Raw genomic sequence first — 24859 nt, forward strand, 5'->3', positions numbered from 1 at the left:
TTGGCACTTTGGGCAGACATATTCATTTTTGAATTACAGTTTGCGGAAACTCAAGAATGCCTTCCCGAAATCTTACTTTTTTCACAGGAAAATTCCATAATCCAAAACAATTCCCGGCATTTCCTCTAATAGAAAAAGCCGCCGCATTACTGCGACAGCTCCTTCATTTCCTCAATCTTCTCTTTGTTATTCCGTAAATGTTCAATCATGGCTTCTCTGGCTTTTTGAGAATCATGAGCACGAATGGCATCCACAATCATCTGGTGGGTTCGGATAGTGTCCAGGGCCAGCGACAGGTCTGTAACATGAATAAACACAGACACACCTGCCTGAATCACCGGAATCAGCTTTGGCGTTACAGAATTTTTGCTGTATTTTGCTACTTTTTCATGGAACTCAATATCCTTTTCCATGTGCTGCTTTCTCTGTCTGCAAAGCACTGCCACCTCATCCGCTGTTTTCTGTAGTTCCTCTACTTCTTCTGTGGCTCTCTCTGCCGCCAGCGCAGCAATCTCAGGCTCAATAATCATACGGATTTCGCATAAATCCATAGCCAGCTTCTTTTTGTCTTTTACAAAAGCAAAACCAAAAGGATCATCGACCACACCCGGATGATGGCACACGAAAGTACCTCTTCCTCTTTTTATCTCTACTACATTTCTGGATACCAGAATTTTTACCGCTTCCCGGATAGTGCCTCTTCCCACACCAAGCTGTTCTGCCATTTCAAATTCATTTGGCAGTTTATCACCAGCGTGCAGAGCTCTGTCGGTAATCAGATTAGCAATCTGCTCAGATACCTGCTCCGGCAACAGTTTGTTATTATTTTTCACTGACTCTAACATATATTTTTCCTCAATTTCCTATAACTGCATACCTATGCAAGTTCTTATTATATCAGTCTGCCAATGAAAAGTCTACTTTTACTCTGCAAAAACAGGAAAGAAACGATTTACATCATCAATCCCGGAAGGAACCCCTGGAACAAGGATAAAATGGACACAAAAATCAAAATAGCCACACCCGCTATAAACCCGCCGATACTCCAACCTCGGATTGTATCCGGTACGGAAATCCGGAAGAATCTGCTAATAGCCCAGAAACCGGAATCATTTGGCAAAGATAAACCGATACCGCCTGCACAAATGGCAATTGCACACAGAATAGGAGAAACTCCGCATGTGGCAATGGTACTGGATAAAATCGCTGCGGTTGTCATAAGGGCTACCGTTGTAGAACCCTGTGCGCAGCGGATAATTTGTGCAATCAGGAAACAGAGCACCAGAATCGGAATATTGAACTGAGACAAGGAACCGGCCACATAGTCTGCGATTCCCGTAGCCTGAAGAATTTTACCAAAAGCTCCGCCTGCACCTGTAATCAGAAGAATCAAACCTACCTGATCAGCTGCTTCTGTCATAATATCCGTAGCTGATTTTTCAATATATTTCCGGGAAATCAATGCTGCATATACAACACCTGCCATCATAGCAAAGTTTTTGTCGCCGATAAATTTTACAACAGGCGTTATCGCTGCGTCGTCTCCAAGCGCCAACGGCACAAAACTTCCCAGCAGAATCAGGATAATGGGAACCAGTAAAATGGACAATGCTTTTCCTGCGCCCATTTTCTTTCTGCCTGCAGCTTTGTTCATCTCTGCTTCTTCTTCGTCCAAATCTTCAAAGGTATAAAAATGATTGTTTTTGTGATCCTGCTTGTTCAGAAGCATACCATAGAAAATACCGCCGGCCAGCATACCTACAAAGGCAGAAATCAGAGCATAAAAGAAAAAGATACCAATTTCCACGCCCAGCTCTCCAGCCACAGCTAAAGGCGGGGCTGTCGGAAGTACCAGCGCAAAAGTACAGGTCGTTGCCACCGAAATCGCACAGGAAAAGGTAACCATGGAAATGCCTGTTTTTTTGGACAATACCCGAAGCATCGGTGCAAACATAATGTACACCACATCTCCAAACACCGGAATACCGGTAATAAATCCTGAAATTGCCACAGCAACCGGTGATTTTTTCTCTCCGAATATACCTAAAATTCCGTTGGAAATAGATTCGATACCGCCGGATTCAAACATGAATTTTCCCAGCATAACACCTAAGCCGGTTACCATACCAATACTGCCCAGAGTACTTCCGAATCCGTCCGTAACTGTACTTGCCACATCCGGCAGCGGCATGTTCACCAATACCCCTGTACCAAATGCCGTCAGCAAAAGTGCAACAAACGCATTGAGTTTAAATTTAATAATCAGCAGCAGCAATACCACAATGGCAAGAATAAAAATGCCGATTAACAGTGGCCCTGATACCATTCCTCCTGAAAACATAATCGTTTCCTCCTTTTTCTTTTCCTTTTGATCGTTAATAGTAAGACGTATGACCTCTTTATTCCATGCAAAGAATGTAGCATATAAGACGTCATACGTCAATAAGGAAACGAAATTATGTTGAATAATCATAAATTTATCGTTTAATTTTTATATATTTTGCACAACTGTTTACGCAAAGTATTCCGGATACTTTTCAAAAATTTCTGAAAATCCTTTTCGGTAAGTTCCCAGATGTCGGTCGTAAAAATTTTTCCATTCAAAATCCGGTGCCATACCCAGAAGCAAAATCTGAAAAATTTTCTTATGCTCTTCATAAATATTTTTCAATTCGGTATGGTACATAATGGCATCCAGATACCGAATCCGGTCATAATGGGTACTGACTTTTTTCACTGCATACCAGGTGCGGGGTTTTCCTGCCATCTGGTACAGCAGATGGTGGAAAGAATCATCCAGTTTAAAAAAAGTATCTATCTTATCCTTCTGATGAAGGGCCGCTTTCTGTCTGTCCAGATTCTCTCTGAGTTCTGCCGCCTGCCCGGAAGAAATATTTCCCGCCATATGGGCTATAAGCTCCGGCTCTATAAGTGAGCGCAAAAAATATCCCTCCTTTAAAATGTCCAGTTGTATTCTGGAAATTTTAGAACCGCTTTGAGGATACACATCTACCAGATATTCCTCTTTCAGCATTAATACCGCTTCATGTATGGGTGTTCTGCTGGTATGAAAAAGTTCGGCTAATTCTCCTTCATTAATGGTTGTCCCCGGCAAAAGCTGCAGAGTCATAATATTATCCCTTAAAACACGGTACGCATACTCCCGGTTATTTTCTTTTTCTATTCTTTTTGACAGTATTATGGGCATATTTCTTCTTCTCCTGTTTTCCTTTCTTTCAGAATCGTAGCACAGGCCTCTTCTTCCGTCAATGGTCCGGTTGGAAGTATCTTTTCATCATAATACGTCATATGTTTTGTGTAGATTCTACAAGATATTCCCCTTTTTCTTGTAGGGATTTCATATTGCACTTTTTATGAGACTCTGCTATAGTGACTGCATAAACTGATATATCAGTTATCTGACCATCTTTATTCCAATTTCTTCTATATGGTACATATTTTATTTTAGTACTATAGATTATCGCAGCAAACTAATATATTAATATTATTTATGATGAAGGAGTATGGAATTATGAAAGCTATCAAAGTAACCGAACCATTTAAAGTAGAAATCGTAGATGTACCAAAACCAACTATCCAAAAGAAAGATGATGTCCTTGTACGGATTACCTCCGGGGGCATCTGCGGCTCTGATATTGGTATTTACAATGGAACCAATTCTCTGGCTACTTATCCCCGGCTCATTGGACATGAATTTGGCGGCATTGTTACCGAAATAGGCGAAAACGTAACTTCTGTAAAAGTCGGAGACAAAGTTGCCGTAGACCCGGTAAGAAGCTGCGGTCACTGTTACGCCTGCCGTATCGGAAGACACAATGTCTGCTCTTCTCTTGAAGTCATGGGCGTTCACAGAGATGGGGGCTTTGCCGAATATGTAACTGCACCTGAATCAAACATTCATCTCTTCCACAAGGATTTTGACGAATCTCTCCTTGGTCTTGTGGAGCCGTTTACCATTGGAGTGGAAATCAACCGCAGAGGACAGATTTCAAAAGGAGACAAGGTATTGATTATGGGATCCGGTCCCATTGGGATCTGTGCCATGCAGGTGGCTAAGAGAAACGGCGCTCAGGTTATTATGACAGATTTAGTCAAAGAACGTCTGGAAAAGGCAGAATCCATGGGCGCAGATGAAACGGTTCTGGTTTCCAATGAAAACCTGGAAGAACGGCTGATGAAATTTACAGATGGAGAAGGAATTCCCGTTGTTGTGGATACCGTATGTATTCCTTCCTCTTTTGAGCAGGCCGTCCAGCTGGCCTGCCCTGCCGGACGCGTGGTTTGTATCGGTCTGAAAAACCAGCCCTCCCAGATTACCATGGCAGAAATCACGAAAAAAGAACTGACTATTGTGGGTTCCCGCTTAAATAACAACTGCTTTGATGAAGTGATTGCCGGATTTGAAGACGGAACTCTGAAGCCAGAGCAGCTGATGACCAAGGCGTACAACTATAAAGATATTATGGAGGCCCTGACTATGATTCAGGAACATCCCCAGGATGTATTAAAAATCGTATTAAAATTTGAAGACCGATAAGAAAATGCCTTTTACGGCAGATTGGAGTTTCTATGAAAGAAATCTACTTAACCGATGAAACAAAGGGGCTTTCCCCAAAAGAAGTGAACCAGGCTTTAGAAGCATTGCTGGCACAGTTTCCCCATGTAAAAAAAGTACTGATTATTCCTCCGGATTTTACCCGCTGCTACTCTTATGCCGGAGAACTTACCCGGATGCTCTATGAAAAGCTGTCGCCGAGAGCCGTGGTTCATATTATGCCTGCTCTTGGCACACATATGGAAATGGATAAAGAAGAAAAAGAAAAAATGTTTGGAAAAGACATTCCTGACGGAGCCTTTCTGGTTCACCACTGGCAAACCGATACAATTTCTATTGGAACCGTTCCAAAAGAAGTGATTGAAGAAATTTCCCAGGGACTATATTCTACAGAAATCGAAGTGGAGGTCAATGAAAAACTTATAAACGGCAGCTATGATCTCATTCTCTCCGTAGGCCAGGTTGTTCCCCATGAGGTCGTAGGTATGGCAAATTACAGCAAAAATATTTTCGTAGGTGTAGGCGGACGGCAGATGATTAACAAATCCCATATGCTTAGTGCCATCTGCGGTATGGAAAAAGCTCTGGGCGTAGCAGATTCTCCCGCCCGGAAAGTCTTTGATTACGCACAGCAGCATTTTCTGGACGGCAGGCTTCCTCTGGTCTATTTGCAGACGGTAACCACTTTAAAGAAAGAGGAGGTCTGCTTAAACGGACTTTATATCGGTTCATCCAGAAAGCCTTTTGAACACGGTGTAGCATTGTCCACAAAGCTGAACATCTGCCATGTAGCGCGCAGAGCCAAAAAACTGGTTACTTATTTAGACCCCTGTGAACTGAAAACCACCTGGGTGGGAAACAAAGGAATTTACCGCACCCGCATGGCTGTAGCAGACGGTGGAGATTTGATAATTCTCGCACCCGGGGTCAAGTCCTTTGGTGAAAACGAGGAAATGGACCAAATGACCAGAACATATGGATATAAAGGACGGGACTATGTATTAGAACTGTTCCGAAAAGGTGTCTTTGAAAACCGTATTATGGCGGCTGCCCACTTAATCCAAGGTTCATCCGACGGCAGATTCCGTATCACTTACTGTACCAGACCGGAAAATCTCAGCAAAGAAGACATCAACCGCGTTGGTTACGACTGGATGGATTATGAAGAAGCGGCAAAGCTATACAATCCGGAGACACTTAAGGAGGGGTGGAATACCCTGGAAAACGGAGAAGAAATCTACTTTGTGAAAACACCTGCATTGGGGCTTTGGAAAGCAGACGGTGTCTCTCCAAAATGTCTGTAAAAAACCCTGATAAAATAACTGGTGTCCTGAAAACCACATCGGTTTCCAACCTCTTTTACGGAAAGTTCAGACTTTAACAGCCACACCCTTGCCTGCTCCAGACAATCTCGCACAACATTCCCGAAGTACCATACCTCAAAAGAGAAAACAGGTGAAATTCCTGTTTTCTCACTGAAAAGCCAGCCAAACCGTTCCAAAAACCATACAGCCCAGGCCAACCCCCGCTTTCTTTGACAATTTTTCCCCAAATACCACTGCGGAAAACAAAATAGTAACCAGAATACTCAGTTTATCAATGGGCACCACCACACTGGCAGGCCCTTCCTGCAAAGCCCGGTAATAGCACAGCCAGGAAGCCCCTGTAGCCAGACCGGACAGAAGCAGAAATCCAAACTCCCCTTTCTCTATCTGCTTAACCTCCCTCTGTTTTCCGGCAGCAAACACCATAATCCACGCCATAAACAGCACTACTGTGGTTCGGATGGCTGTGCCCAGATTGGAATCTACATGCTGAATTCCAATTTTCCCAAGAATGGCTGTCAAACTGGCAAATACTGCGGACAGAACAGCATATACGAGCCACTCTCTGCCCTTTGTATGGTTTTCCTGCCCTTCTGCTGCCTTTGGTGCAATCATCAGCAGCGTTCCTGCGCCAATCAAAATTACGGACAGCGCTTTCTTCCAACTCATCCCTTCTCCCAGAAATATCAGAGCCAGCACAATGGTCAGCACCGTGCTGGATTTGTCAATGGGAACCACCCGGTTTATATCCCCTTTTTGCAGTGCATGGAAATAGCACAGCCAGGAGGCCCCCGTGGCCAGACCGGACAGAATCAGAAACAAAAATGTTCTGCCGCTGATTTGTGCCATTCCTGTTTCTGCCCCTGTAAGAAAAACCATAAGCCAGGAAAACAGCAGTACCACGATCGTACGAATGGCCGTTGCCACATCGCTATCCGTCTTTCGGATTCCGCATTTGGCAAGAACGGCTGTCACTCCGGCAAAAAAGGAAGAACCTATTGCATAAAATATCCACATATTCCTGTCCTCCAAAACAGTTTTTAACAGTTTCTTTGTCCTTCTCATTATAACGCAGCCTGCCGTATGTGCAACAGCCTTTTCCTAACTACTCTGCCCGCAGCAGCTCCACCACGCTTCTCTTGTTCCATATTTTATCCGTCATGGCGGAAATGCACACAGACAAGAAAAGGGAAATCCCAAACACTACCAGCGCAGGAACCAGAGTAAAATGGTATTTCATATACCAGATTCCTGCAGTAATTCCTTTTACCAGGGTCATGGACAAAATCGCGCTGATAAAAAGCCCCATCATTCCTGCCAGCACTGCATAAAGCACTCCTTCACAAATCATCAGCTTTCTGAGCTGCTTTTTCGTCATGCCGATGCTTCTCATGGCAGCAAATTCTCTCTGTCTGGCAATTACACCTGTCAAAATCACGTTGACAAGATTTAAAGTTCCGATACTGCCCAGAATGACAGAAACCACAATTCCTACCATACTAAACGTAGTCTTTATTTCCTTAAATTCTGCTTCCGCCGTCAATCGGGTAAGTACCGACAGATTGTTTCCCTCGGCAATCTTCTCCACCTTCTCATAAAGGGTATCAAAGGAACCTTCTTTTGCGTCAAAGAGGCAGTGAATCGGATTCTGCATTTCCGGAAACATCTGCAAAAATACCGACTCCGGAAAGGCTATGGCTTCATAACCGCCGCTGCTGTAGCTCATCTCCTGTGCCTGCTCCACTCCTACCACTGCCAGAACCGTATATTCCTTTACTGTTCCTTTGATTTCAGCTTCAATAATATCACCTGCGTGAAATTCCTGTGCCTCATAATTATATTCTCCCGAATCTCCCAGACTGCCCGCCATCACTACATAATCTCCGCTGCAAAGTTTTTCATAATCCATCGTTCCCTCTATTACAGCTGCTCTGGCCAATGCATTTTCATTGTATCCATATAACATGCGATTTCGTTCAAAAACCTGGCTGTTTTCTGATGTTTCTTTTCCGTTCACACGGAGGATCTTTCCCAAATCCTCTCTTTTTTCCGTCCTCTTTTCTTCCGGAAGCATATATGTATACACTTTTCCAAAATCCTGTACGCCTTCCAGATTTTCCAGTTCTCTTACAGCACTCCCCTTCACCACTTTTTTGTACTCCTCTGTACCAGGCTTCAGAAAGTCCCTGCTGCGAACATCAATATCAGAAATTACCATTCCCTCCACAAACGTTTTCTCATCCATATTGCCGGTATAATTTAAAGCGCAGTTTAAAAGTACGGCGCTGAAAGAAAGGGATAATACTACCAACAGCGTCTTTCCCTTATTTCTGCTTAAATTGGCCACCGCCATGGCCCCCAGCGGAAAACGGGTTTCTTTTCCTCTTCTGTGGGTCTGCTTATTTTGCACACCGCTCTGATATTTCAATGCTTCCACAGGAGAAATTCTTCCTGCAATCTTTCCCGGTCTGCTGCAGCTGATACGCACCGTTACAAAAGTAAACAGCGCGGCCAGCAGCCATATCCACCAGGAGGGAACGATAAACTCTGTTTCCGCAAAATTTGTACTTGCCATAACCAGGGGCAGCAGTCCATTTCCCAAAAGCCATCCAAGTACCAGTCCTGCGGGAATTCCCACCAGAGAGAGGATACTTCCCTGCCGGATAATCATGTAACGAATCTGTTTCGGCGAAGTTCCAATGGTTTTTAACTGTCCATACAAGCGAATGTCTTTCTCCACAGAAATTTTAAAAATATTGTAAATGACCAGATAACCGGCAAACAAAATCAGCAGAATCCCGATTCCTATCAATATTATAGTCTGGGGAGACTGTTGTGTAGACTGCTCGTAAGCCGGGCTTACATGGTGAATCAGATATCCCTCCTCGCCTTGTTTGGCTTCCGGGTCATATCCCATTTTCTCAATCAGGTTATCCAGCCGCTCCTGTATATTTTTATCACTGTGAAAACTCCCCCTTACACTGTAGCTTTCCCCTTTTGTCTCCATCTTTTCAGCCAGTCCTTTGGAAATCAGCAGGGAGGCGTTCTGCTCATGACTCCTTCCTTCCCAGACACCGCAAAGGGTCATTTTCTTTTCCAGCTTTTCCTCTCCTATAGAATACTGCAAAGTAACGGTGCTGCCCGGTTTGGGGGAAACTCCCAACAGCTTAAGAATTTCCGTATCACAGGCAATTTCATTCTCCTTTTTAGGATAATGCCCCTCTGTTAACTCCATAAAACTGTTTTTTGCCGTAGTTTCATCTACCCATCCTGCCACTGCGTGAATGTTTCTCAGTTCCTGGTTATTTACATTAGCCACATAGTGCTCTACTCCGGCTTCTGAAAACACGGAATCCTTTGCCAGAGTCTCTGCTTCTTCTTTTGACAGACCTTTTAAGGACACCATAAAACGGCTTCCTGCCTGACGAAGCATCTGATTTTTCATGGATACCTGCGTACCTTCCATAACCGTAGTCAGCCCCATAAAAAGAACCGCCGTCAAAATAATGGCAAGTACCGCAATCCCATTTCTGCTTTTATTGGCTTTCAGGCAGCTTCCCGACAAGTTTTTCATAAACTTCCGATTGTTATTTTCCAACAGCTTCATACTTCCTGCCCCCTTATTCTGTAATCTTTCCGTCTTCAATATGAAGCATTCTGTCCGCTATCTGAGCCAATTCCGGATTGTGGGTAATCATCACCAGCGTCTGCCCAAACTCCGTTGTAGTCATTTTTAAAAGCTGCATGACCTCCAAGGAGGTGCGGGTATCCAGATTACCGGTAGGTTCATCTGCTAACAAAATAGCTGGTTTTGCCGCTAACGCTCTGGCAATGGCTACTCTCTGCTGCTGTCCTCCGGAAAGATTATTCGGCAGATTATCCAGTTTTTCCTCCAAATGCAGAACCCTGATAATTTCCTTTACATAGGTTCTGTCTACCTTGTTCCCATCCAGTTCTATCGGCAGCACAATGTTCTGATATACATTCAGAATGGGCACCAGATTGTAATTTTGAAATACAAAACCAATATTCCTTCTGCGAAAAACCGTAAGCTGCTCATCATTCATTTTTGCAATTTCTTTTCCTCTGATTTTCACACTTCCCGAGGTGGGAACGTCCAAACCGCCCAGCATATTAAGCATAGTAGATTTTCCGCTGCCTGATGTACCAATTACAGATACAAATTCCCCTTTTTCCACTGCAACGCTTACTCCATCCAGGGCTTTTGTCACATTTGTCCCCTGTCCGTAATATTTTTTCAAATCCTTTGTTTCTAAAATATAATCCATCTTAGTACCTTCCTTTCCTTTGATGCTATCAGCATACAAAAAAATTATCTCAAACTGTTCTCAAAAAAGTAACAGAATTGAGATAATTTCTTTTTCTGCTTTCACTGCTCTACAGGCAGGTGGATACAAATAGCCGTTCCTTCTCCAACTCTGGAGTGGGCTTCCACAAAACCTTTCTGGAGCATGACAATCTCTCTGGTCAGATAAAGCCCAATGCCTACACCTTCTGTCTCTGCAGACTCCGGTTCCCTGTAAAAACGTTTAAAAATATGGGGAAGTCTGTCTTCCGGAATACCTCTTCCATTGTCCCGGATTTTTATTCTCACGAAAAAATCTGTCTTTTCCGCTGAAATCCACAATTTTCCTCCCTGTCCGGTGTACTTAATGGCATTGTCCAGCACATTAAACACGGCTTCCTGTGTCCATCTTTTATCAAAATACGCCCGAAGGCTTTCCTCACAGGAAACTTGGATTTCAATTCCTTTTTCCTCTGCCTTTAAGGCAGCATCACAGATAGCCCTTGCCAGAAGTTCATAGACAGAATGTTCTTTTGGCTGCACCTTAATCAGTCCTGTTTCCATTCGGGACATTCGAATCATGCTCTGCATAAAAAACTCCAGCTTATCAACCTGATGTTCCGAGGCCTGGAGAAATCTCTCCCTCTGGTCTTCAGAAATCCCCCTTCTCTCCAGAAGATTGTGATACATACGAATACCTGCGATAGGAGTCTTTACCTGATGGGAAATGTCGGAAATCATGGATTCCAGTTGTTCTCTCTGGCGAAGGTTTTCCTCCGATTTCATTTCTATGATTTCATAAAGGCGACGCATTCTCATCTGAATTTTACCCATCAGCGTTTCCTGACTTTCCTGGAATACAATATTCCTCTTGCCTGCAATCATGGCTTCCAGGCATTCCATGATTTGTGAAGTATACGAAAGAACTCCCCTTCTGGCATAAAACACCAGAAACAGCCCAAAGAGAAAAAAGAAAAAAGAAAACGCCAGCAAAATAATTTCCACTTTTATTTCCCGCCTTTCCACTGATACCCCATTCCATACAAAGTTTTAATGTAAGAGCGCACAGGGGTTTCTATCTTCTTTCTTAAACGGTTGATATTGACAGCCACTGTATGTTCATCCACAAAGCTCCCGCCCTGGTCCCAGATTTTTTCCAGCAGCAGCCCTTTTGTCATCACCCGGTCTGCATTGGCAATAAGAAGCCGTAAAATCCGATATTCCGTGGGCGTCATAGAAAGGCTTTCTTCGCCTTTTACAGCCGTCATTTTATCAAAATCTATTTTCAGATATCCATCGTCATACACAGCCCTGTCTGCCGTCTTTCCACTTTTCCGCAGAGCTGCCTGAATTCTCCTGTGCAGAATGGGCATTTTAAAAGGTTTTGTGATATAATCATCCGCACCGCAGTCAAAGCCCTTCATCTCGTCCCGTTCCATATCCCTGGCTGTGAGAAAAATAACGGGAATATCCTGTTCTGCCTTTACGGCCCTGCAGAAATCAAAGCCGTCCCCATCGGGCAGATTCCCGTCCAGCAAAATCAAATCCACTTCTTCCCGTGTAAGAATCTCCATGCCCTCTCCCAATGTAAATGCAGAACAGACCCGGTAATTTTCCAATTCCAAGTCACAGGTGAGCCCGGTATTTAAGTCTCTGTCATCCTCAATCAGCAATATCTTTTTCATGTTCCTCCGTTCCCTTTTTCATCCTGTTTTTTCTATATTACATCATAGCATTTATGTTTTTCCCGGTCAAAGGGTAAAAGTCGTTAAAATTTAAACAATTTTTATAAAATCTATATTTTTTTTATTGATTTATTGAGGTAAATATGTATAATAGAAAAGAGAACCAGGTTACTGGTTTCTCTGAAAAGGAATATCACGGAAGCCTGTTTTTCAGGCTGAATTCCGGTGATTATTATGAAAGAAAAGAGAGGTACATGTAAGATGGCAGAATTGAATTTAAGCAAGTACGGCATCACAGGAACGACTGAAATCGTTCACAATCCTTCTTATGAATTATTATTCGCTGAAGAAACAAAACCGGAACTGGAAGGTTTTGAAAAAGGTCAGGAAAGTGAACTTGGCGCAGTGAACGTAATGACAGGTGTATACACCGGACGTTCTCCTAAAGACAAATATATTGTTATGGATGAGAACTCCAAAGATACTGTATGGTGGACTTCTGACGAATACAAAAATGATAACCATCCGGCTTCACAGGAAGCATGGGCTACTGTAAAAGACCTGGCTATCAAAGAACTTTCCAATAAAAAACTGTACGTTGTAGACGCTTTCTGCGGCGCAAACAAAGATACCCGTATGGCTATCCGTTTCATCGTAGAAGTTGCTTGGCAGGCTCACTTTGTTACAAATATGTTTATCCAGCCTACAGCAGAAGAACTGGAAAACTTTGAGCCTGATTTCATCGTATACAACGCTTCCAAAGCAAAAGTAGAAAACTACAAAGAATTAGGATTAAACTCCGAAACAGCTGTTATGTTTAACATTACAAGCCGTGAGCAGGTTATCGTAAATACATGGTACGGCGGAGAAATGAAAAAAGGTATGTTCTCTATGATGAACTACTACCTGCCGTTAAAGGGTATCGCTTCCATGCACTGCTCTGCAAACACAGACTTAAACGGTGAAAACACAGCTATCTTCTTCGGTCTTTCCGGAACAGGTAAAACAACTCTGTCCACAGACCCGAAACGTCTTCTTATCGGTGATGACGAACACGGCTGGGATGACAACGGCGTATTCAACTTTGAAGGCGGCTGCTACGCAAAAGTTATCGATCTGGATAAAGAATCCGAACCAGATATCTACAACGCAATCAAACGTAACGCTCTTCTTGAAAACGTTACTCTGGATTCCGAAGGAAAAATCGACTTCACAGATAAGAGCGTAACAGAAAATACTCGTGTATCTTATCCGATTAACCATATTGAAAACATTGTTCGCCCTGTTTCTTCCGCACCGGCAGCAAAAGAAGTTATCTTCCTGTCTGCAGATGCATTTGGCGTACTGCCTCCAGTATCTATCCTGACACCGGAACAGACTCAGTACTACTTCCTGTCTGGATTTACAGCAAAACTGGCTGGTACAGAACGTGGAATCACAGAGCCTACACCAACTTTCTCAGCTTGCTTCGGCCAGGCTTTCCTGGAACTGCACCCAACAAAATATGCAGAAGAGCTTGTTAAGAAAATGGAACAGAGCGGCGCAAAAGCATACCTGGTAAATACAGGATGGAACGGAACAGGAAAACGTATCTCCATCAAAGATACCCGTGGTATCATCGATGCTATCTTAAACGGAGATATCTTAAACGCTCCTACTAAGAAGATTCCTCACTTCAACTTTGAAGTACCTACAGAACTTCCTGGTGTAGATTCTAACATCCTTGACCCACGCGATACTTATGCTGACGCTTCCGAATGGGAAACAAAAGCAAAAGACCTGGCTCAGAGATTCGTTAAGAACTTCGCTAAATACGAAGGAAACGAAGCTGGTAAAGCATTAGTTGCTGCTGGTCCTCAGGAATAATTTCTGAATAATTTAAAATTCTTAGAAAAAGGCTGCTGCGGCAGTCTTTTTCTGTTTGTGTAAACGGCCTGTTCAAAAAAGGAATCCATAGACAGCTTCTGTTTTCCTGCTGTCTTGGATTCCTCGTTCTTTTTCCATAACCTGAGATTATTTCATAAGCACTTCTCTATATTTTTCCACCATATCCGCATACTCTGTTTCTGTCAGAGTTTTTTCAGCAGGATTCATGGCAAAGGTTCCGCCCCATTCATACTGGTCTTTATATTTCGGTACCAGATGAAAGTGCAGGTGATGCCCTGTATCTCCGTACGCTCCGTAATTCACTTTATCCGGGTGGAACAGCTGATGTACCGCCTGGGCTACTTTGTTAATATCTTCCATATAAGCTGCTCTCTCTTGTGCTGTCAGCTCTGTAATTTCGCTCACATGTTTCTTGTGGGCTACAATCACTCTTCCCGGATGGCTCTGTTCTTTGAACAAATATACTTTAGAAGTCTCCAGTTCACATATTTTAATTCCGAAGGCATCTACCAGTGTTCCCTCCATGCAGTACGCGCAATTTGTATCTTTCATACTTGTCTCCTTTTCTCCTTACATTCTCTCCGGGGCGTCAAATCCCAGCAAATCAATACAGGTTTCCAGGACTTTCTCTGTCAAGGCCAGCAGACGAATCCAGGAAGTCTGTTTGCTTTGGTCTTCCTCTGCCAGAATTCTGGTGTTGTGATAAAAGCTGTTAAAAGCATTTGCCAAATCATAAATATAGGAGCAGATTCTATGAGGCGCTTTTTCTTCAAAAGCAGGTTCAATAATGGAATTGAATCTGGAAAGTTCCAGCATCAATGTCTTTTCACTGTCGCTGACTGCACCCTGAATGCTTCCCTGTTCCGGATTTTTGCCTTCTTCTGCGTAACGGTTTAAGATAGACTTGATACGCACAATGGTATACAAAATATACGGACCCGTATTGCCTTCAAAAGAAGTGAAACGGTCAATATCAAATACATAATCCTTGGAAGCCTGGTTAGACAAGTCTCCATATTTAATGGCAGATAAGCCAACCAGCTGCGCCGTATGCTCTGCATTTTCGTCTTTTACACTGCGGTTTTCCACAATTTTTTTGTACATTTCTTCATTGATTTCCGCAATGAGACGTTCCAGACGCATAACACCGCCTTCTCTTGTCTTGAAAGGCTTTCCGTCTTTTCCATTCATGGTACCAAATCCCACAAAGGAAAGCTTTGTATCTTCATCCACCATGTTCGCTTTCTTTGCACAGCGGAACACCTGTACAAAATGCAGTTCCTGACGTTTATCCACCACATAAATAATTTCATCCGGATGAAAATCTTCCATACGCTGCACAATCGTGGCCAAATCGGTGGTATTGTACAGAGACGCACCGTCTGATTTTAAAATCATACACGGCGGGATTTCTTTTGTGTCAGACTCCTCTTTCACATCTACCACCAGGGCGCCCTGGTCCATATACGCATATCCGTTGTCCTTCAGGTATTTTACCATATCCGGAATGTAGGCGTCTGCGTCAGCCTCACCTTTCCAGAGGTCAAAATCTACTTTTAATTTGGCATAGTTCTTCTTCAAATCTGCCACAGACACTTCCATAATGTGTTTCCACAGGGCACGATACCCTCTTCTGCCCTGCTGCAGCTGCAGAGTCGCTTCTAAGGCTTCACTTTTATAAGCTTCATCTTCTTTGGATTTGCCGCTGGCTGTTGGATAGATTTCCTCCAGTTCGCTTACGGTAAATGGTGGTTCTTTAGGATATTCTCCTTCATAGCTTTCATCAAAGTACACCAAATCCGGCTGTCTTTTGGACAGTTCTGTAATAATCAGCCCCATCTGCAGACCCCAGTCTCCCAGATGTACATCACCAATCACTTTATGTCCCAGAAAACGTCCCATTCTCTTAATACTTTCACCAATAATTGCGGAACGCAGATGTCCTACATGAAGCGGTTTTGCCACGTTTGGTCCGCCGTAGTCGATGACAATGGTTTTGGGCTCTTTACTCTCTTCTACAGACAGTTTGTTATCTTCCAGCATGTCATTTAAATACCCTGCCAGATAGTTTTTGCTTATCTTGATATTGATAAATCCCGGATTGACAGCCTCTATGGTTTCAAAGATTTCACTGTTCTGCAGTTTTTCCACCACATCGTTTGCAATCATAATGGGGGCTTTTTTATATGTTTTCGCTGCCGCCATGGCGCCGTTGCACTGGTATTCACAGAGGTCCGGACGATTGGAAACCGTTGCCTTTGCAAATTTTTCATCATATCCGGCTGCCAGAAATGCCTCTTTTAATACTGCTTCTATATGTTCAACAATTCTCTTCATGTACTTTTACTCCACTTCCACTTTTTTTGAAACTGCTACCGCAAGAGCGCCCTGTCCAATATGGCAGGCTACGCTTAAAGACAGAGGGTCCATATGCACAGGCATACCGGGGAACTGCTTTTCCAGCTCTTCCTTCCACTCCAGCGCTTCCTCGGGATTTCCCGCATAAGCCGCTTCCAGACACATCAGCCCTTTTTCCGTATATTGGCGGAATCTGCCTTCCAGGTCTGCCTTCATAGCCTGCAGCATGGTACGCTTCGCCTGCTTCTTTCCTCTGGCTTTTGAAAACGCATCCAGCTTGTCCCCCTGAATCTGCAGAACCGGCTTTAAATTCAGCACGGTACCAAGGGCTGCCGCCGCAGGTGTGATTCTGCCGCCTTTTTTCAAATATTTCAACGTTTCCAGGGTAATATAAATACTGGATTCTCCCGCTTCCCTTTCCAGAACTTCCTTAATCTCTGCCGCACATTTTCCGGCCTTTGCCAGAGCCATGGCGTCCATAACCGACTGTCTCTGGGTTACAGAAATGCGCTGATTATCCACCACCTGCACTTTTCCGTTAAATTCCTTTGCCAGAACAAAAGCGGTCTGACAGGAATTGCTCAGCCCGCTGGACATGGGAATATGCACGATTTCTTCACAGTCTTTCAGCAGTTTTTCCCATGTTTCCATAACATCTGCAGGAGAAGGCTGAGAGGTAGAAATAGCCGCATCCTTCTCCAGATGTCTGTAAAATTCCTCCTGGGTAAGTGTGATATCTTCAAAATATAATTGTTCATCAATATAAAATGGCATGGCAAGCACGGTAATTCCCAGTTCCTCTGCCTGTTTCTGGGTAATGCCGCTGTTGCTGTCCGTTACAATTTTGACTCTTGTTTTCTCCATGGTTTTGAGCTCCTTTTCTATTTTAAGTCGCTAGTTCTAATGATACCATAGAGCCTGTTTAAATACAATCCTTTTTTACATTCTCCGCAGGGCTTCAATAGGACTTAAATTCGCCGCTTTAATGGAGGGAAGCAGTCCGAATACGATTCCGATAACCGTGGAGAACACCACGGCACCTACGGCTGCCGGAATACTGATAACCATGGGAGTTCCGGACATTTTAGCAATTCCTGCCGCCAGAATAATTCCCGCAAACACGCCTAAAATTCCACCGATACTGGTCAGCACCGAAGCTTCTGTAAGAAACTGCCCCAAAATTCTGCATTTATTGGCTCCAATAGCCTTTTTCAAACCGATTTCACCCGTCCGCTCCGTCACAGACACCAACATAATATTCATAACGCCGATTCCTCCTACCAGAAGGGAAATGCTGGCAATCCACAAAAGCTGACGATTGGTGCTCTCGCTAATCTGCTGCAGGCCTTTGGCCTTTTCCATCATATCCTTTGCTTCGTACTTTATGGTACCTGTGGACGAGGTAATCGATTCATTTAAAATTTTAGCTGTTTTCTTTCCGGCTGCGCTCATCTCTTCCGGAGAAGGCGCTTTAACGGAAACTATCTGCGGCTCATCATACTGATATACCACCGGCCAGGCTGCAGACGGCATAAGAACCACGCCGCCGCTGCTGCTGTAATAGGTATTATATTCTTCTATACTGTTAATCACAGGCTCAAATTCTTCCACTTTCTTAATAATGCCTGTTACCGTAAAGGGTTCTCCCTGAATTTCCACGGTTTTCCCTACTTCTTCTCCCTTTTCAAAGAGACTGCCTGCTGCGGTTTCATCCATGAGAATCACTTTGCTGTATTTTTCATAATCCTTATCTGAAAATCCCCGTCCGCGAATCACCTGATACCCACAGGTATCCAGATAGTCTTTGTCAATGCCCAGTACATTTCCGCCATTGATGCTTTTATCCTTATAATAAATCCCGCTGGCATACTGCCTTGACTGATAAAGCGTTGCATTTTCCACTTCTTTTAAATCCAGAATTTTTTCCTTTTGTTCCTGCGAAATCACAGGCACGCCTTCCGGGATTCCCTGATATTCAATCTGATATTCACTTCCGTTATCACTCAGATAAATATCAACCACATTATCCCCTTCACCGATAAGATTTTTCTTAATCTGCTCATTGGTTCCTTTGATGGTAGACACAATGGATATCAAAGAGGCAATGCCGATAATAATACCCAGCATGGTCAAAAAGGAACGCATTTTATGTGCCCAGATTCCCTGGAACGACAATCTTATATTTTCAATCATGTATCTGCTTTCCTTTCTTAATACATATTATAAAGCTCTGAAATTTCACTTCTCTTTACTTTTGCCCCGTCTTTTACCTTTTTCCCATAGGGAAATGCCAGATAGTCTTCTTCGGTAATGCCTTCTTTGATTTCCACCAATTCTCCATAGAAAATCTGGCCGGTTTTCACTGTCTGCTTTTCCAGTTTTCCGTTTTTCCCTTCTTTGTATACAAAGTCTTTTCCGTCTTTGTTTCGGATAAACTGTTTACTGATAAAAATCCCCTGAATACTGTTGTCTTCCTGAGGAACATCCAGGCTTACCATTTCGTTATCCTTTAACCCTGTGCTGTCCTTGATAAACGCTGTAAATGGATAATAAGACATTTCCCTGTCGCCGCCCATAGAATAATTATCCTGGGGATAAGGAGAAACTTCTTTCACTTCTGCCTCAAATCCCATCATGGATTCATATCCCATTCCGGTCAGTATCTGCCCCGCTTTTACCTTATCCAGTACATTTTCGGCCACCACACCCTGTATGTAAACGCCGCCGCTGCTTTCTACTACCATAAAGGGTTCTCCGTCAATTTCCCCCTTTGCAGGGTCTCCTACTGTTTTTACCACACCGTTTACCGTACTTTTCACGGTTTCTTCCTGAAGCTGCTGTTCCACCTTCTGAATTTTCAGTTGGGCTTCTTTAATATCCAGCGCTGCTGTGGAAATTTCTCTTTCTTTTTCTCCAATGGCTTTTTCCAGTTCTTCTTTGGAATAACCGCCGATAATGTCTTCTTCCGGCATCATATTTCCCATACCATCAGGCAGTTCTTCCCAGGTATCATCCTGGGGCTCCTGCGGAAGCAATTCTTCCCACTGATTCTTCCCAAGGCTGGTAGCAAACCAGGCAGACGGCTCTACACTGTTTTCCAAAACGCTTCCATCCAGTGTCATAGAAGCCAGCAGCACACCATCTGTACAATCCTCACTGCGCACTTCTAAAATACAGGAATACGGGTCTCTCACCCGTTCTCCGGATTCATCAAAGCCTGCAAGCTGATTGAGAAAAGCTCCCTGAATCAGCACATTCTGTTTACACAGATAAACGTCATAAGCGCTGTTTTCTCCCATTCTTTTATAGGGAATGGCATTTTCTATAATGGCATCGTCATCGGGAAATTCGGTGCTGGGAAGTGTCACATCACGATAAAGCCGCTGGTAAGCACCGGAAGGTTTTTCTGTATCCGGCGTTTCCTGGTTCGCTCCGTTATCCGGAGTCTCTTCCCCATTTGGAGGTGTGACGGTTTCTCCGCTTCCCTCTTCTCCCTGCTCCCCAGGCGGATTCTCTCCCGGGGGTGTGGCCGTGCCGTTATCTGTTCCATTTCCTGCCCCGGTATCTTCCCCTTCCGAATTTTCCTGGTTGGAAGGCTGCTCTGAAGTCTGGTTCAGAGGCTGCAATTCATAACTTTTCTTTGTGGATGCCATCTGGCTTTTATCTTCTTTTAACTTCTGCAGTTCCTGCTCCAGACCCTTTTTCTTAATTTCCAACTGCTGTTTATTTAACTTTTCCATTTCCAAGTCCAGATTTACCAGCGTCATATCATAAGATAAAAGAGGGTCGCCTTCTTTTACTTCCTGCCCTTCTTTCACAAAGACCTGGGATACAATCTGTTTGTCTGCAAGATGCACCTGCTGGGATACGTTGGAGGAAACAGAGCCTTCCAGACTGGGCATATCTCCGAATACAGACTGAGAAAGCTCATTCATAGAATACACACTGACCGTTGCTTTCTGCAGCTTTGTCACTCCAAACCAGATACCTGTCCCGGCTAACAAAATACCTGCCGTACTGATGACCGCTATTTTTATTTTCTTTTTATCCATAGCTTTCCCCTTTCTTTCAGATTCCCGGAAGGAAATTTGATTCCTTTTGTAAGCCACCTAATGCTACATCGTTTCCTTCCTCTGAAGTTTCTGCCGGCTGTTCTTCACCCTCCGGTACTGTTTCGCCTTCCGGAACCATTTCGCCTTCCGGCAATACTTCTCCCTCCGGAACGGATTCTCCCTCCGGCAGAACTTCTCCGCCCGTATCGCCGCCCATGGTGCTGTTTTCTATCTCATGGGTGGTTTTCATACCTTCTTTTAAAAATTCCTGGGGATAAGCCACATAATCTGAACTTTTCAGACCTTTTTCAATCTTATACTGCATCATATTCTCATCATAGGTTCCAAGCACCACGGTTCTTTTCTCCAGTGTGCCTTTCCCGGTCTCTGCCCATACATAAGGCTTCTTATCTATATCCGCAATAAAAGCTTCATCCAGCCAAATGCCTTTTTCCCTTTCTTCCAGTCCGTTGTCCTGCTCAATATACACATGCTGTCCCAAAAGCAGTCCTTCCGAAGATTCCAGTTCTACATAGAAGGGATAGGAGGTTGAGGTATTCTGGGAGGCTTCCTCTGAAGACATTCCATACATCATGTTATTGCTGCTGTTATTGGGATTTTTCGTATCCACCGCTGTGTATGTCCCTCTCCAGGTCATATTTTCATCCACACGGGAACGGATAATGGCCGGCTGTCCCTCTACAACCTGAGAAACATTCTGCTCATTGACCTTTCCTTTGATACGGTATTGTCCCGTAGCCAGAATTGTCATAAAAGCCTGGCTGGAATCGCTGTACATGTTGCTGTTGGAACTATTTTCATTGTTTACAGATTTTACAACGCCTTTCATATCACTTTTCACGGTAGAATTCTGTATCTGGCTCTGGAGGCGGTTGATTTCTACCTCTTTTGCTTTTCTCTCATATTCGCTTTTTTTCAAGTCCATTTCCCCGGATTGTATCTGGGTCGTATAAGAAAGCTGTTCATCCTCTGACGCATTTTCTTTATCTTTTTGCAGTTGGGCAATCTGGGCTTTCAGATTTGCCATATCATTATCTGCTCTTTCCAAATCCAACTGGGCCTGCTGCAAATCAGCTTCCAGTTTTTCTGTATCATATGTAAACAATGCGGTTCCTACATCCACCTCATCTCCTGCCTTTACCAGGACTTCTTTTACTTCTCTTTCCGAATCTTTTTGAATATCCTGGGTTTTCTGGGATTCTACCACGCCGGACATCCGCTGGATTCCCGCCATTTCATTCATAGAGGAAACGCTCATGACATAAGCCAGTTCTTTCCCGTCTTTTTCTTTCTTATTGTGGCTGAAAAAAATTCCTGCTGCCAGCCCTCCGATGCATACTGCTGCACAGACACCTGCTATGATTTTCTGTTTTTTCTTCATATGCTACCTCTTTTCTTTTTCAGATTTTTTATTGCATATCGTTAATTTTGTCCGTTTATACCCCTAGTATATCAAAAAATAGCCGGGATGTCCCCGGTTTTTTTCTTAAAATTTATGCATTATTTTACATTTTTCTTACGATTCTATGGATTTCTGTTCCTGCATTGTGTTGCAAGTTATACACAATTTTGATAAACTAATGAAATACACTTGAAACATCCTATTTCAGGTTATACTACAAAAGAAAAAGAAAACATGGAGAACTGATATGACCCCCAGAAAAACAACGCTTTTTTTATGCGTCTGCTGCTGCCTGATTCTATTCTTCCTTTCCGGCTGTGATTCCAAAGAGGAAAAAAATGTGAGAAAAGCCTTGGAAACAGAATTGAACCAGTTGAAGGACTCTGATTCGGAGATGGCCCGGCAGTATATGCAGACAGAAGATATGGCTTTGGTCTTCCAGAATGAGGACGGCCTTTCGGAAGACATTGCGTATATTTTCCAGCTCTTTTATAAAGACTTCTCTTATAAAATCGGGAAAATTTCCATTACAGAAAATAAAGCCGTTGTTCATACAAAATTAAAGATTATGAACAGCCAAAAACTGGCCAAAGATTTTGCCCGGCTTTCTCTGGAAAAGAATATCGAACAAGAGGCCAGCCCCAGTGAAGTACAAACTTCTGCTGCAGATTCCTACACGCTTTTAAGAGAATTATTGGAATCCAAAGATTATAAAACCCAGTCTGTTTCCGCAGACATTTCTCTGAAAAAAAAAGGAGACACCTGGAAGGTTATCCATACCGCCAAGTTAGATGAAACTCTGACGGGAAATTTCTTTTCCTATGTCACCAGTTCCAATCTCCTCTCTCCTTCTGAAATTGTAGAAACACATTTCCATACAATGAAGGAGTTTGATTCGGAACAATTAAAACATTATCTGTCTCTTGACACTCTGACAGACACAGAAGATTCTGAGAAGAACACCTTGATACAGGCTGTCACGGAACAAATTCATCAGTCTTTTGACTTTAAAATCAAAAAAGAAACCATTGACGGTACTTCTGCGGTTGTACAGACTGCCATTACCAGTGTGGACTTTGAACAGATTCTGCAGACTTATCAGGAAGAACTTTCCAAGTGGCTGAAAACTTCTGCAGCTCTTGCAGGCGGTTCTGAGGGAAGAAGACAGAAAGAATACGAACTTCTGCTTTCCTGTATGGAACAAAATAAGGCCATAGTTTCTCACGATGTAGAAATTCCTTTGGTAAATGATGGAGTAAACTGGAAAATTCAAATGACTCCTGAGGTTTCTCAGGCTGTTTTTGGAGATGTGCAGAACGCACTGAATACGGTTTCGGAAAGCAAAAACTAATTGCCCAAAATGAAAAACATACGAAGAGAGTCCCGCCAGGCGCAGCCATCATGGCCACATCCAGAGGGACTCTCTTTTTCTGTTCTTTTATTCTGCTGCTTCTTCTTCCTGTACACGAATGGCAATGCCCAGTTCTTCCAACTGCTTTTCGTCTACAATATCCGGCGCCTCTGACATGAGGCAGGAAGCGTCTTTCACCTTCGGGAAGGCAATGACGTCACGAATGGAATCTACCTTTGCCATAAGCATAACCAGACGGTCCAGACCGTAAGCCAGTCCTGCGTGAGGCGGAACGCCATACTTAAAGGCATCTAACAGGAAACCGAACTGCTTCTGCGCTTCTTTCTTTGTAAAGCCCAGAGCTTCAAACATTTTTTCCTGAATGTCGTCCTGATGGATTCGCACAGAACCGCCGCCGATTTCATTGCCGTTTAAGACAATGTCATAGGCTTTTGCACGAACTCTGCCAGGGTCTGTATCAATATACTGCAAATCCTCTTCCATAGGCATAGTAAACGGATGGTGCATAGCAGTAAATCTCTGGTCGTCCTCTGACCACTCTAAAAGTGGGAATTCCGTAATCCATACGAAACGATATTCGTTTTTATCCAGAAGGTTCATCTGTTTTGCCAGTTCCAGACGCAGTGCGCCTAAGACATCCCATACCAGCTTTGTCTTATCTGCGGCAAAGAGCAGAAGGTCGCCATTTTCTCCCTGCATAGCAGAAATCAAGGCTGCCATTTCCTCTTCCTTCATGAATTTGGCAAAAGAAGATTTCACTGTGCCGTCTTCTCCAATGGCAATATAAGCCAGACCTTTGGCGCCGTAGCCTTTGGCAAATTCTACCAGCTTATCAATTTTCTTACGAGGCATAGCTCCCTGTCCCTTGGCATTGATACCACGCACACTGCCGCCATTTTCCAAAGCGCCTTTAAACACTGCAAATTCACAGTCTTTTACCACTTCGGAAACATCGGTCAGTTCCATGCCAAACCGCAAATCCGGCTTGTCAGAACCAAAGCGGTTCATGGCTTCCTGCCAGGTCATTCTCTGAATAGGCAGCTGTACTTCTATATCCAGAACCTCTTTAAACAGGAACGCCAACATTCTTTCGTTTACGTCCAGAACATCTTCCACATCTACAAAAGACAGTTCCATATCAATCTGGGTAAATTCCGGCTGGCGGTCCGCACGCAAATCTTCGTCACGATAACATCTGGCCAGCTGGAAATAACGGTCATAACCGGAGCACATCAAAAGCTGTTTAAAAATCTGGGGAGACTGCGGAAGCGCATAAAAACTTCCCGGGTGCACACGGCTCGGCACCAGATAATCTCTGGCTCCCTCCGGCGTACTCTTAATCAGAGTCGGTGTCTCAATTTCCAGAAACCCTTCTTTTGCCAGGAACTGACGAACCAGGGTAGACACCTGAGAGCGCAGCATCATATTTCTCTGCAAATCAGGTCTTCTCAAATCCAGATAACGGTATTTTAAGCGCACTTCATCTCTGGTTTTGCTGTTTTCTTCAATAGGAAACGGTGGTGTCTCCGCTTCAGATAAAACACGAAGTTCCGTAGCCCGCACTTCAATTTCTCCGGTAGCCAGATTGGTATTTACCGCACCGGAACGTGCCTCTACATGGCCTTTTACCGCAATCACAAACTCACTTTTCAAGCGTCCTGCCTTTTCAAAGCCCTGCTCGTCAATATCTTCGTTTTCAAAAATAATCTGCATGATACCGGAACGGTCTCTTAAATCTACAAACACAATTCCGCCTTTATTCCGGCTTTTCTGCACCCAGCCCATTAAGGTTACGGTGCTTCCGATATCCGCTTTCGTCACTTCTGCACATCTATGGCTTCTTTTCAGCCCATTCATTGATTCTGCCATGATAGT

Annotated in this window: 20 protein-coding genes; 4 read left to right on the plus strand and 16 right to left on the minus strand. The window is 43.7% G+C overall.

Annotated elements, in window-relative coordinates; genetic code table 11:
- Positions 1-146: 146 nt before the first annotated feature.
- The 3 genes from G5A70_RS05800 to G5A70_RS05810 form a co-directional block, all read right to left on the minus strand.
- Positions 147-845, minus strand: coding sequence for a FadR/GntR family transcriptional regulator (locus tag G5A70_RS05800; protein WP_173748736.1), 699 nt, complete (start codon positions 843-845; stop codon positions 147-149).
- 107 nt (positions 846-952) lie between these two features.
- The gene (locus G5A70_RS05805; protein ID WP_173748737.1) at positions 953-2341 is read right to left on the minus strand and encodes a GntP family permease; all 1389 of its coding nucleotides are present in this window, start codon (positions 2339-2341) and stop codon (positions 953-955) included.
- A gap of 171 nt (positions 2342-2512) precedes the next feature.
- Positions 2513-3208 carry a GntR family transcriptional regulator gene (locus G5A70_RS05810; RefSeq protein WP_173748738.1) on the minus strand — a complete coding sequence of 232 codons (696 nt, stop codon included), beginning with the start codon at positions 3206-3208 and terminating at the stop codon, positions 2513-2515.
- Positions 3209-3532: 324 nt separating this feature from the next.
- Between G5A70_RS05810 and G5A70_RS05815 the strand changes: the two genes are divergently transcribed.
- Both G5A70_RS05815 and G5A70_RS05820 read left to right on the plus strand, forming a co-directional pair.
- A complete protein-coding gene (locus G5A70_RS05815; RefSeq protein WP_173748739.1) occupies positions 3533-4558 on the plus strand; it encodes a zinc-binding alcohol dehydrogenase family protein in 1026 nt (341 codons plus the stop codon).
- Between the two features lie 32 nt (positions 4559-4590).
- Positions 4591-5880: a lactate racemase domain-containing protein gene (locus tag G5A70_RS05820; protein WP_173748740.1), complete on the plus strand. Its 1290-nt coding sequence runs from the start codon at positions 4591-4593 to the stop codon at positions 5878-5880.
- Here G5A70_RS05820 and G5A70_RS16210 read toward each other — a convergent pair.
- From G5A70_RS16210 to G5A70_RS05850, 6 genes are all read right to left on the minus strand, one after another.
- Positions 5814-5993, minus strand: a complete 180-nt coding sequence (locus G5A70_RS16210; RefSeq protein ID WP_419525796.1) for a helix-turn-helix transcriptional regulator — start codon at positions 5991-5993, stop codon at positions 5814-5816. The two genes, G5A70_RS05820 and G5A70_RS16210, sit on opposite strands and share 67 nt — an antisense overlap.
- A gap of 55 nt (positions 5994-6048) precedes the next feature.
- Entirely contained in the window at positions 6049-6918 is an 870-nt protein-coding gene (locus tag G5A70_RS05830) for an EamA family transporter (protein WP_173748742.1), read from the minus strand.
- Between the two features lie 88 nt (positions 6919-7006).
- The gene (locus tag G5A70_RS05835; RefSeq protein WP_173748743.1) at positions 7007-9508 is read right to left on the minus strand and encodes an ABC transporter permease; all 2502 of its coding nucleotides are present in this window, start codon (positions 9506-9508) and stop codon (positions 7007-7009) included.
- 13 nt (positions 9509-9521) lie between these two features.
- Positions 9522-10190: an ABC transporter ATP-binding protein gene (locus G5A70_RS05840; protein ID WP_173748744.1), complete on the minus strand. Its 669-nt coding sequence runs from the start codon at positions 10188-10190 to the stop codon at positions 9522-9524.
- A gap of 101 nt (positions 10191-10291) precedes the next feature.
- On the minus strand, positions 10292-11212 hold the full coding sequence (locus tag G5A70_RS05845) for a sensor histidine kinase (protein WP_173748745.1): 921 nt from the start codon (positions 11210-11212) through the stop codon (positions 10292-10294).
- A 2-nt stretch (positions 11213-11214) separates the two neighbouring features.
- Entirely contained in the window at positions 11215-11892 is a 678-nt protein-coding gene (locus G5A70_RS05850) for a response regulator transcription factor (RefSeq protein WP_173748746.1), read from the minus strand.
- A 261-nt stretch (positions 11893-12153) separates the two neighbouring features.
- On the opposite strand from G5A70_RS05850, the gene pckA reads away from it, so the two are divergent.
- Entirely contained in the window at positions 12154-13758 is a 1605-nt protein-coding gene (gene pckA, locus G5A70_RS05855) for a phosphoenolpyruvate carboxykinase (ATP) (protein WP_173748747.1), read from the plus strand.
- A gap of 147 nt (positions 13759-13905) precedes the next feature.
- On the opposite strand, the gene G5A70_RS05860 is transcribed toward pckA, so the two are convergent.
- The 6 genes from G5A70_RS05860 to G5A70_RS05885 all read right to left on the minus strand — a co-directional run bounded on the left by G5A70_RS05860 (position 13906) and on the right by G5A70_RS05885 (position 21591).
- Positions 13906-14331, minus strand: a complete 426-nt coding sequence (locus G5A70_RS05860) for an HIT family protein (protein ID WP_173748748.1) — start codon at positions 14329-14331, stop codon at positions 13906-13908.
- 18 nt (positions 14332-14349) lie between these two features.
- Positions 14350-16116, minus strand: coding sequence for an arginine--tRNA ligase (gene argS, locus G5A70_RS05865; protein WP_173748749.1), 1767 nt, complete (start codon positions 16114-16116; stop codon positions 14350-14352).
- 6 nt (positions 16117-16122) lie between these two features.
- On the minus strand, positions 16123-17001 hold the full coding sequence (locus tag G5A70_RS05870; RefSeq protein ID WP_173748750.1) for a DegV family protein: 879 nt from the start codon (positions 16999-17001) through the stop codon (positions 16123-16125).
- Positions 17002-17076: 75 nt separating this feature from the next.
- Positions 17077-18330: an ABC transporter permease gene (locus G5A70_RS05875; protein ID WP_173748751.1), complete on the minus strand. Its 1254-nt coding sequence runs from the start codon at positions 18328-18330 to the stop codon at positions 17077-17079.
- Between the two features lie 17 nt (positions 18331-18347).
- Positions 18348-20189 carry a biotin/lipoyl-binding protein gene (locus G5A70_RS05880; protein WP_173748752.1) on the minus strand — a complete coding sequence of 614 codons (1842 nt, stop codon included), beginning with the start codon at positions 20187-20189 and terminating at the stop codon, positions 18348-18350.
- A 16-nt stretch (positions 20190-20205) separates the two neighbouring features.
- Positions 20206-21591 carry an efflux RND transporter periplasmic adaptor subunit gene (locus G5A70_RS05885; protein ID WP_173748753.1) on the minus strand — a complete coding sequence of 462 codons (1386 nt, stop codon included), beginning with the start codon at positions 21589-21591 and terminating at the stop codon, positions 20206-20208.
- A 268-nt stretch (positions 21592-21859) separates the two neighbouring features.
- Here G5A70_RS05885 and G5A70_RS05890 point away from each other — a divergent pair, with 268 nt between their 5' ends.
- Positions 21860-22963, plus strand: coding sequence for a hypothetical protein (locus G5A70_RS05890; RefSeq protein WP_173748754.1), 1104 nt, complete (start codon positions 21860-21862; stop codon positions 22961-22963).
- Between the two features lie 87 nt (positions 22964-23050).
- Here G5A70_RS05890 and aspS read toward each other — a convergent pair whose 3' ends face one another.
- On the minus strand, positions 23051-24853 hold the full coding sequence (gene aspS, locus G5A70_RS05895; RefSeq protein ID WP_173748755.1) for an aspartate--tRNA ligase: 1803 nt from the start codon (positions 24851-24853) through the stop codon (positions 23051-23053).
- Positions 24854-24859 lie beyond the last annotated feature (6 nt).

It is taken from the genome of Blautia hansenii, from assembly GCF_013304445.1.
In the GTDB taxonomy this organism is placed as follows: Bacteria; Bacillota; Clostridia; order Lachnospirales; family Lachnospiraceae; genus Blautia.

What these genes read in the sequence shown, in the direction of transcription:
- aspS (WP_173748755.1), bottom strand. Translation starts at nt 24,853, where the DNA reads ATGGCAGAATCAATGAATGGGCTGAAAAGAAGCCATAGATGTGCAGAA.
- G5A70_RS05860 (WP_173748748.1), bottom strand. Translation starts at nt 14,331, where the DNA reads ATGAAAGATACAAATTGCGCGTACTGCATGGAGGGAACACTGGTAGAT.
- G5A70_RS05835 (WP_173748743.1), bottom strand. Translation starts at nt 9,508, where the DNA reads ATGAAGCTGTTGGAAAATAACAATCGGAAGTTTATGAAAAACTTGTCG.
- G5A70_RS05890 (WP_173748754.1), top strand. Translation starts at nt 21,860, where the DNA reads ATGACCCCCAGAAAAACAACGCTTTTTTTATGCGTCTGCTGCTGCCTG.
- G5A70_RS05805 (WP_173748737.1), bottom strand. Translation starts at nt 2,341, where the DNA reads ATGTTTTCAGGAGGAATGGTATCAGGGCCACTGTTAATCGGCATTTTT.
- G5A70_RS05820 (WP_173748740.1), top strand. Translation starts at nt 4,591, where the DNA reads ATGAAAGAAATCTACTTAACCGATGAAACAAAGGGGCTTTCCCCAAAA.
- pckA (WP_173748747.1), top strand. Translation starts at nt 12,154, where the DNA reads ATGGCAGAATTGAATTTAAGCAAGTACGGCATCACAGGAACGACTGAA.
- G5A70_RS05830 (WP_173748742.1), bottom strand. Translation starts at nt 6,918, where the DNA reads ATGTGGATATTTTATGCAATAGGTTCTTCCTTTTTTGCCGGAGTGACA.
- argS (WP_173748749.1), bottom strand. Translation starts at nt 16,116, where the DNA reads ATGAAGAGAATTGTTGAACATATAGAAGCAGTATTAAAAGAGGCATTT.
- G5A70_RS05885 (WP_173748753.1), bottom strand. Translation starts at nt 21,591, where the DNA reads ATGAAGAAAAAACAGAAAATCATAGCAGGTGTCTGTGCAGCAGTATGC.
- G5A70_RS05870 (WP_173748750.1), bottom strand. Translation starts at nt 17,001, where the DNA reads ATGGAGAAAACAAGAGTCAAAATTGTAACGGACAGCAACAGCGGCATT.
- G5A70_RS05815 (WP_173748739.1), top strand. Translation starts at nt 3,533, where the DNA reads ATGAAAGCTATCAAAGTAACCGAACCATTTAAAGTAGAAATCGTAGAT.
- G5A70_RS05800 (WP_173748736.1), bottom strand. Translation starts at nt 845, where the DNA reads ATGTTAGAGTCAGTGAAAAATAATAACAAACTGTTGCCGGAGCAGGTA.
- G5A70_RS05810 (WP_173748738.1), bottom strand. Translation starts at nt 3,208, where the DNA reads ATGCCCATAATACTGTCAAAAAGAATAGAAAAAGAAAATAACCGGGAG.
- G5A70_RS05840 (WP_173748744.1), bottom strand. Translation starts at nt 10,190, where the DNA reads ATGGATTATATTTTAGAAACAAAGGATTTGAAAAAATATTACGGACAG.
- G5A70_RS05880 (WP_173748752.1), bottom strand. Translation starts at nt 20,189, where the DNA reads ATGGATAAAAAGAAAATAAAAATAGCGGTCATCAGTACGGCAGGTATT.
- G5A70_RS05850 (WP_173748746.1), bottom strand. Translation starts at nt 11,892, where the DNA reads ATGAAAAAGATATTGCTGATTGAGGATGACAGAGACTTAAATACCGGG.
- G5A70_RS05875 (WP_173748751.1), bottom strand. Translation starts at nt 18,330, where the DNA reads ATGATTGAAAATATAAGATTGTCGTTCCAGGGAATCTGGGCACATAAA.